The following is a 6,775-nucleotide window of genomic DNA, read 5'->3' on the forward strand; positions in this document are numbered from 1 at the left end:
TGAGTATTATCAATATATTGAGGCATACGCCTTTAGAGTCGGCAGGTAATTTGCCTAGACATTTAGAGCATTTATTAGAAAGTTCAAAAATGTATGTATTACCTGAAAAAAGGCATAGGCTGTGTCCGAGAGTAGTTAAAGGAAAACCTGCAAAATATCCAAAGAAAAAATGCCAATCAGCTTAACTGACTGGCATTAACCTAAAAAGGTGCTTTTTTATTGGATCAAAGTTGCTGCTTGATCAGGAGCAGCAACCTTTTTTTGAATTAGAGGCGTTTACGTTTTGCTGCAGCAATTTGAGATTGACGCATACGGAAACCAGATTTTTGTTTTTCGCTGGTTTTGTCAATACAGTACACACAAGAAACGCCATGTTCGTAACTTGGAAGTACTGATTCAGCAGGCGTCAGTGGCCAGCCACAAGCGTGACACTTGATGTTTTGACCTTCTTCAACACCGTGAGTCACGGCTGTACGGCCATCAAACACGAAACATTCACCTTCCCACATGCTTTCTTCAGCAGGGGTTTCTTCGAGGTATTTTAAGATACCGCCTTTGAGGTGATACACCTCTTCAAAGCCTTCTTGAAGCAACAATGATGTTGATTTTTCACAGCGAATACCGCCTGTACAGAACATGGCAATTTTCTTGTCTTTGTGTTGTTCAAGTTCTTTTTTCACGTATTCAGGGAATTCGCGGAAAGTTTCAGTTTTTGGATCAATCGCGCCTTTGAAGGTTCCTGCTTTGTATTCGTAATCGTTACGTGTGTCGATTAAGATCACGTCATCACGTACAATCAGCTCATTCCATTCTTTCGGGTCTAAATAATGACCAACTAAATCACGTGGCTTAACTTCAACGCCCAAAGTGACAATTTCATTTTTGAGTTTGATTTTCATTTTACGGAATGGTTTGTCAGAGCTGAGAGACTCTTTGTATTCCATTGCAGCAAAACCTTCATTCAATAAGAATTGATGAATGGTATCAATGGCTTGGCGATCACCTGCAACCGTACCATTGATGCCTTCACTTGCAACAATCAGAGTTCCGCATAGATTGATTGTTTTCACTAAATCAAGCAGACGTTGCTGTAAATCAGCAGCATCTTGAACTTCTTTAAATTGATATAGCGCGGCAACAACCCAATCTGTGGTCGCTTGCTGTTCTACAGGTGCAAGCTGTTCTACAGTAGCGTTCATGCGAGACTCCAAATGTATTAAGATATAAAATTAAGGCGCGTATTTTAGCGTGATTTTAGAAATTAAGCGAGAATAGCTCTTGCTAAGGAGAGATTGGTTTGAGTAAAGATCGTCGCATTGCGACACTCACCCCATGTGCAGGGCGTTGCTCGACTGTATTTGGTGATCATGTCTGTCGAGGCTGCCGACGTTTTAATCATGAAGTGATTCAATGGAATACTTACACCGCGGAACAACAACATGCAGTTTGGACACGTTTGGATGCACAATTAGACCAAATTTTGGTGCCGATGTTACCTCATGCAAATTTAAGGCATGTGGAGGGCTTTATTGTATCAAAACGTACAAAACTGTTACCTGATGCATCGGTCGGTCGTAAGTTGTATCAAGCACTCAAAATTTGTGAGAAACACCGCCAGTTTGCTGAAGACAGTGGTCTAGGTATTCAACAGGCTCAAGTCAAACCGTTGTGGGATGAATTTGAGCGCCGTGTCCTCGCACTAGCTAAAGCAAGTTATGACTTTGCATGGTTACGTGCCGATGGTATTCATCATAGCCTGTTACAGTTGGCAGATGATTAAGCCTGTAAACTTTTGATCAGATTCAACATCAGTTGCTTATTTTGCTCGGCAATTTCTGCTTGAAAGCCATCGACTAAAAATCGGCTCATCAATCCTTCTAAAAAGTTGTAACACAACTCAGTGACTGCTTTAGGCTGCTTGAAGTTGTGTGTGTACTGTGCAATAAATCCATATAACCAGCGTTTATGCTGTTGAGCAAGATCAAGAATTTCATGATCTTGCTGTGAAGATTCTCCCACGGCACGGACAAATAAACAGCCTTTAAAATGATCTTGCTGAAACCACAGCACATGCCAATCAAAAATTTTTTCAAGCGCAGCCAAGTCCTGAGTATCTCCGACAAAATCGGATAGACTTTGTCGGAAGTGCGCATCGCGCTTTTGTAAAACAGCAGCCACCAATTGTTGTTTATTCTTAAAATAAGTGTAGAGCGTAGTTTTAGAACAGCCTGATTCATCCCGAATTAAATCGACACCGACCGCATTAAAACTGTGCTGATTAAATAACTGCTCTGCGGTACTTAGAATTTTGGCGGCGGATTTCGACATACTTTTTCTCTTAAAAATAGTACAGATCTGTACTATTTTGATTTTAGCGCGCAGACCGACAAAAATCAATTCAAGGAGTAGAGTGATGTTAAAGTCCTCTCCGTATTCAATTTCTGATTTAATCAAAACATTGTTTGGTGCAAGTTTGAGTATTCTGGTTTTACTGTATTTGCCCCAACTTTCGCATCAATTATGGATTATGGCGCCGTTTGGTGCGACCTGTGTGTTGTTGTATGCAGCGGCTCAGTCACCTTTGGCTCAACCGAAAAATGTGATTGTGGGACATCTAGTGTCTGCTGCGATAGGTTGGGCATTTGTGCATTACTTACCCATTAATATGATCACCATCGCACTGGCGGTTGCTTTGGCAATTGTACTCATGCGACTTTTGGGATGTGTACATCTACCCGCAGGTGCGAACCCATTGTTGATTTTATTGAGTGCATCTTCAGTGCATTATGGTTGGGATTTTTTAATTTTTCCAGTACTCACAGGCACTCTACTTTTGGTGGTGATTGCGCGTTTGATTCATATCTTGCAACAGCAATGCATCAAATATTGGGAGCAAGAGAAAGATGCATCACCATCGCTAGAATGATGATGCTGAAAAGTATTACACGTTATGTGCTAAACGGTATTGAACCAGTTCTTCAATGGTAATCACAGTGAGGTGATGGGTTTGTGCATAAGACAAGACTTGAATCCCTGATGCCATGGTTCCATCTGGATTGGTCACTTCACACAGTACACCCGCAGCTTTTAAGCCTGCTAAACGGGCTAAGTCAATGGTTGCTTCTGTATGACCACGACGAGTCAACACACCGCCTTCACGTGCGCGTAATGGAAATACATGCCCAGGGCGATTGAGGTCGCTCGCGACAGCACCATCTTTGGTTGCAGCGCGAATAGTCGTGACACGGTCTTTTGCTGAAACGCCAGTGGTTACACCTTCAGCAGCTTCGATGGTCACGGTAAATGCAGTATGAAAATGGCTCGAGTTGTTGCTCACCATTGGTGGAAGTTCTAGATGATCTGCCAGTTGTTCTGTTAAGCATAAACACACAATACCTGAGCCATCACGAATCATCCGTGCCATGGTTTCGACATTCAGCGTTTCTGATGCAATCACCAAATCAGCTTCATTTTCACGGTCAAAATCATCCATCACCAAAACAGGTTTGCCTTGGCGGATATCTTCTAAGGCTTGTTGAATGCGTTGTTCAGCAGGGGATAGGCTAGAAAAGAATAATTCGGGTTGAATTAAAATAGACATAATGAAACGCTCACGTAATTTAGATACAGGAACATTTCAGGACTGATCGAAAAAATGGGGTCGTGACAAAAGTTTGAAAAAATGAATCTTCTGAAACGTCGACTTCTTTCATCCGGACTATACCGTCGGCTTTGGATTTGCACCAAATCTGCAAATGACACGGGTCATTGGCTCGCGGGCTTACTCAAAGAGTTGAGCTTACCGCCGGTGGGGAATTGCGCCCCGCCCTGAAGCGATGTGCCAAAATTATAGCGTTATTTTTTGTGAAAAATCATCCTTTTTATAGAATGATTCGTACTATAAATAGCAGTTTATTTGCTATAGCATAGATAATCTGAGCATATCGAAATATGCTCATGATTGAGAAATTTAAGCAACTTGGACTGGAATGCAGTTAGAGGTGTGGTTGACCGTATTGTCTGGGTTGGCATAGACAAGACGAGGCTGATGAGCATTGGCTTCTTGTTCATTAAAGTCAGCAAATGTGGCAATAATGACAATATCACCGACATCAGCTTGATGAGCTGCGCCACCATTTACCGAGATAATACCCGAGTGATCTTCACCACGAATGGCATAGGTTGTAAAACGTTTGCCATTGGTGACATTCCAAACATGAATTTCTTCATATTCGCGAATACCTGCCAAATCCATTAAAACGCCATCAATCGCACATGAGCCTTCATAATGCAGTTCTGCATGGGTCACGATTGCACGATGTATTTTGCATTTTAATAAACGCGATAACATGCAAATATCTCCTTAACTTGCTCAGTTTGCTAGAAAAAAGGCATTCAAAGACTTAAGAGATGTACACAAAGATGCCATCAGAGATTGAATTTACTTACTTTAAGGTTTGTAGGCGTTGATTTGATTCATCGCTTGAGAAACTTGACCTTCAACCAGAAGAGCAGTTTTCGATAACGCATGATGAATCGCAGCATCCATGAGGTCTTGTTCACTTTTAGGGGCTTTACCTAAAACATGACCTGAAACACGCTCTTTAGAACCAGGATGGCCGATTCCAATACGTAGGCGATGAAAGTTTGAGCCAATATGTGGAACAATGTCGCGTAGACCATTGTGACCACCATGACCACCTCCTGTTTTGAGGCGAATCACACCAGGATTCATATCGAGTTCATCATGCGCAATTAAGATTGCTTCAGGTTGAATTTGATAGAATTTGGCAAAAGGCACAACACTTTGCCCAGAACGGTTCATAAATGTGCTAGGAAGTAACAGGCGAACATCATGACCTTCGATGTTGCCACGACCACTGATTCCATGGAATTTAGGGTCTGCTTTTAAACTGATTCCGTAACGGTCTGCGAGTTGCTCAACAAACCAGAAACCAGCATTATGTCGGGTTTGGGCATATTCCTTACCCGGATTGCCCAAACCGACAATGAGCGAAATTTTAGTCACGAAACTACGCTCTCACTCACCATTACGCACGTTTGAAGTCAGCGTGCATTGGAGTGTTTTTAGCAGGGTGGCGTTGAAGCGCTTGGATTTTAACGCTTTCAGTTTTGTCGCCCACTTTGATTTCAACAACTTCAGCAAAGAAGGCATTGTTTTCTAAAGCTTTAACAAGTTCACGAAGTTCTAAAGTTACAGCTACAGGTTCTGCTTCACCACCGTAGATGATGGCAGGAACTAGTGCTTCACGACGAAGGCGGCGGCTCGAACCTTTCCCTTGTTTCTCTTCAGCACGTGCTTGAGCATTTAATACGAAATTAGCCATGAGATATCCTCATTAAGTTACGAAATAGCCAGATTTACGACCAATCTGACCAATAGAAAGCCCCGCATTATAGCAGGGCTTTTGGAAAATTGCGCAGCTATTTATTATAAATAGCTGTCAAACATTGCGCTGATTGATTCTTCGTTGTTAATACGACGAATAGTTTCAGCAACCATGCTTGCAACAGAAACTTGACGAATTTTACCAAGCTGTTGTGCTTCTTCAGAAAGCGGAATTGTATCTGTTACCACGAGTTCGTCGATCACAGAGTTTTTCAAATTCTCAATTGCTTTGCCTGAAAGTACTGGGTGAGTTGCATAGGCAACAACACGGCGCGCACCAAAAGTTTTCAGTGCATCAGCAGCTTTACATAAAGTACCTGCTGTGTCGACCATATCGTCAACAATCACACAGTCACGACCTTTTACATCACCAATCAAATGCATCACTTGTGATTCATTCGCTTTTTGACGACGTTTATCGATGATCGCAAGATCAATATCACCCATTTGTTTTGCAACAGCACGAGCACGAACTACACCACCCACGTCTGGAGAAACAACCATCAGGTTGTCATGAGACTGTTGACGTAAGTCAGCAAGTAATGCTGGCGTACCGTAGATGTTGTCTACAGGGATATCGAAGAAACCTTGGATTTGGTCTGCATGTAGGTCGATCATCACAACACGGTCAATCCCTACAGTAGTGAGCATATCTGCGACAACTTTTGCAGTGATTGGAACACGAGATGAACGTGGACGACGGTCTTGACGTGCATAACCGAAGTAAGGAATGACAGCAGTAATACGACCAGCACTTGCGCGACGTAATGCGTCAGCCATCACCAAGATTTCCATGAGGTTGTCATTGGTTGGGGCACAAGTAGGTTGTACGATAAATACGTCTTTACCACGGACATTTTCAGTGATTTCAACAGCAATTTCACCATCAGAGAAGGTAGAAACTGAGGCTGCACCTAAAGGAATGTGCAAATGGCTTACGACTTTTTGAGCGAATTGTGGATGAGCAGTTCCACTAAAAACGACAAGATTGGGCATGAAGCACCCTTGGCGGTTGGTATGGTGTTTGGAAGAATATGGCAGGGGCGGCTGGATTCGAACCAACGGATGGCGAGATCAAAACCCGCTGCCTTACCACTTGGCGACGCCCCTAATATGTGGCAGAACTTTAAAGTTTCTAAGCAGATTTGTCAAGAAAAAATGACAAGTTGCTTTCTTTACATTCTGTCTTTTGAGTAATGGCAGGGGCGGCTGGATTCGAACCAACGGATGGCGAGATCAAAACCCGCTGCCTTACCACTTGGCGACGCCCCTAAATTTGATGTGTGTATATGGCAGGGGCGGCTGGATTCGAACCAACGGATGGCGAGATCAAAACCCGCTGCCTTACCACTTGGCGACGCCCCT

Annotated in this window: 9 protein-coding genes, 3 tRNA genes, 1 pseudogene and 1 riboswitch; of the genes and pseudogenes, 3 read left to right on the forward strand and 10 right to left on the reverse strand. The window is 43.0% G+C overall.

Annotation, left to right across the window (positions count from 1 at the left end; genetic code table 11):
- Positions 1–185, forward strand: a pseudogene (locus tag GBN19_RS15965) (IS4 family transposase); the annotation flags it as partial.
- Between the two features lie 81 nt (positions 186–266).
- Here GBN19_RS15965 and trhO read toward each other — a convergent pair.
- A complete protein-coding gene (gene trhO / locus GBN19_RS13735) occupies positions 267–1,199 on the reverse strand; it encodes an oxygen-dependent tRNA uridine(34) hydroxylase TrhO (RefSeq protein WP_151778528.1) in 933 nt (310 codons plus the stop codon).
- 98 nt (positions 1,200–1,297) lie between these two features.
- Here trhO and GBN19_RS13740 point away from each other — a divergent pair, with 98 nt between their 5' ends.
- The gene (locus tag GBN19_RS13740) at positions 1,298–1,780 is read left to right on the forward strand and encodes a DUF1289 domain-containing protein (RefSeq protein WP_151709066.1); all 483 of its coding nucleotides are present in this window, start codon (positions 1,298–1,300) and stop codon (positions 1,778–1,780) included.
- Here GBN19_RS13740 and GBN19_RS13745 read toward each other — a convergent pair.
- Positions 1,777–2,328: a TetR/AcrR family transcriptional regulator gene (locus GBN19_RS13745; RefSeq protein WP_151778529.1), complete on the reverse strand. Its 552-nt coding sequence runs from the start codon at positions 2,326–2,328 to the stop codon at positions 1,777–1,779. The two genes, GBN19_RS13740 and GBN19_RS13745, sit on opposite strands and share 4 nt — an antisense overlap.
- An 85-nt stretch (positions 2,329–2,413) precedes the next feature.
- On the opposite strand from GBN19_RS13745, the gene GBN19_RS13750 reads away from it, so the two are divergent.
- Entirely contained in the window at positions 2,414–2,926 is a 513-nt protein-coding gene (locus GBN19_RS13750; protein WP_151778530.1) for an HPP family protein, read from the forward strand.
- Between the two features lie 15 nt (positions 2,927–2,941).
- On the opposite strand, the gene ribB is transcribed toward GBN19_RS13750, so the two are convergent.
- From ribB to GBN19_RS13790, 8 genes are all read right to left on the reverse strand, one after another.
- Positions 2,942–3,601, reverse strand: coding sequence for a 3,4-dihydroxy-2-butanone-4-phosphate synthase (gene ribB, locus GBN19_RS13755; protein WP_151778531.1), 660 nt, complete (start codon positions 3,599–3,601; stop codon positions 2,942–2,944).
- Positions 3,602–3,697: 96 nt separating this feature from the next.
- Positions 3,698–3,839, reverse strand: a riboswitch (FMN riboswitch).
- A gap of 131 nt (positions 3,840–3,970) precedes the next feature.
- A complete protein-coding gene (gene panD, locus GBN19_RS13760) occupies positions 3,971–4,351 on the reverse strand; it encodes an aspartate 1-decarboxylase (RefSeq protein WP_151709062.1) in 381 nt (126 codons plus the stop codon).
- 99 nt (positions 4,352–4,450) lie between these two features.
- A complete protein-coding gene (gene pth, locus GBN19_RS13765; protein ID WP_151778532.1) occupies positions 4,451–5,029 on the reverse strand; it encodes an aminoacyl-tRNA hydrolase in 579 nt (192 codons plus the stop codon).
- 22 nt (positions 5,030–5,051) lie between these two features.
- Positions 5,052–5,348, reverse strand: a complete 297-nt coding sequence (gene rplY / locus GBN19_RS13770) for a 50S ribosomal protein L25 (RefSeq protein ID WP_151778533.1) — start codon at positions 5,346–5,348, stop codon at positions 5,052–5,054.
- 104 nt (positions 5,349–5,452) lie between these two features.
- Positions 5,453–6,406, reverse strand: coding sequence for a ribose-phosphate pyrophosphokinase (locus tag GBN19_RS13775; protein WP_016165799.1), 954 nt, complete (start codon positions 6,404–6,406; stop codon positions 5,453–5,455).
- A 39-nt stretch (positions 6,407–6,445) separates the two neighbouring features.
- A tRNA-Gln gene (locus tag GBN19_RS13780) sits at positions 6,446–6,520 on the reverse strand.
- A gap of 87 nt (positions 6,521–6,607) precedes the next feature.
- Positions 6,608–6,682: transfer RNA gene (locus GBN19_RS13785), tRNA-Gln, on the reverse strand.
- A gap of 18 nt (positions 6,683–6,700) precedes the next feature.
- Positions 6,701–6,775, reverse strand: a tRNA-Gln gene (locus GBN19_RS13790).

This window comes from Acinetobacter brisouii (assembly GCF_008993995.1).
In the GTDB taxonomy this organism is placed as follows: Bacteria; Pseudomonadota; Gammaproteobacteria; order Pseudomonadales; family Moraxellaceae; genus Acinetobacter; species Acinetobacter brisouii_A.

Excerpts from the sequence above, each read along its gene's own strand:
- trhO (WP_151778528.1), bottom strand. The coding sequence starts at position 1,199 with ATGAACGCTACTGTAGAACAGCTTGCACCTGTAGAACAGCAAGCGACC.
- GBN19_RS13745 (WP_151778529.1), bottom strand. The coding sequence starts at position 2,328 with ATGTCGAAATCCGCCGCCAAAATTCTAAGTACCGCAGAGCAGTTATTT.
- GBN19_RS13750 (WP_151778530.1), top strand. The coding sequence starts at position 2,414 with ATGTTAAAGTCCTCTCCGTATTCAATTTCTGATTTAATCAAAACATTG.
- ribB (WP_151778531.1), bottom strand. The coding sequence starts at position 3,601 with ATGTCTATTTTAATTCAACCCGAATTATTCTTTTCTAGCCTATCCCCT.
- panD (WP_151709062.1), bottom strand. The coding sequence starts at position 4,351 with ATGTTATCGCGTTTATTAAAATGCAAAATACATCGTGCAATCGTGACC.
- rplY (WP_151778533.1), bottom strand. The coding sequence starts at position 5,348 with ATGGCTAATTTCGTATTAAATGCTCAAGCACGTGCTGAAGAGAAACAA.
- GBN19_RS13775 (WP_016165799.1), bottom strand. The coding sequence starts at position 6,406 with ATGCCCAATCTTGTCGTTTTTAGTGGAACTGCTCATCCACAATTCGCT.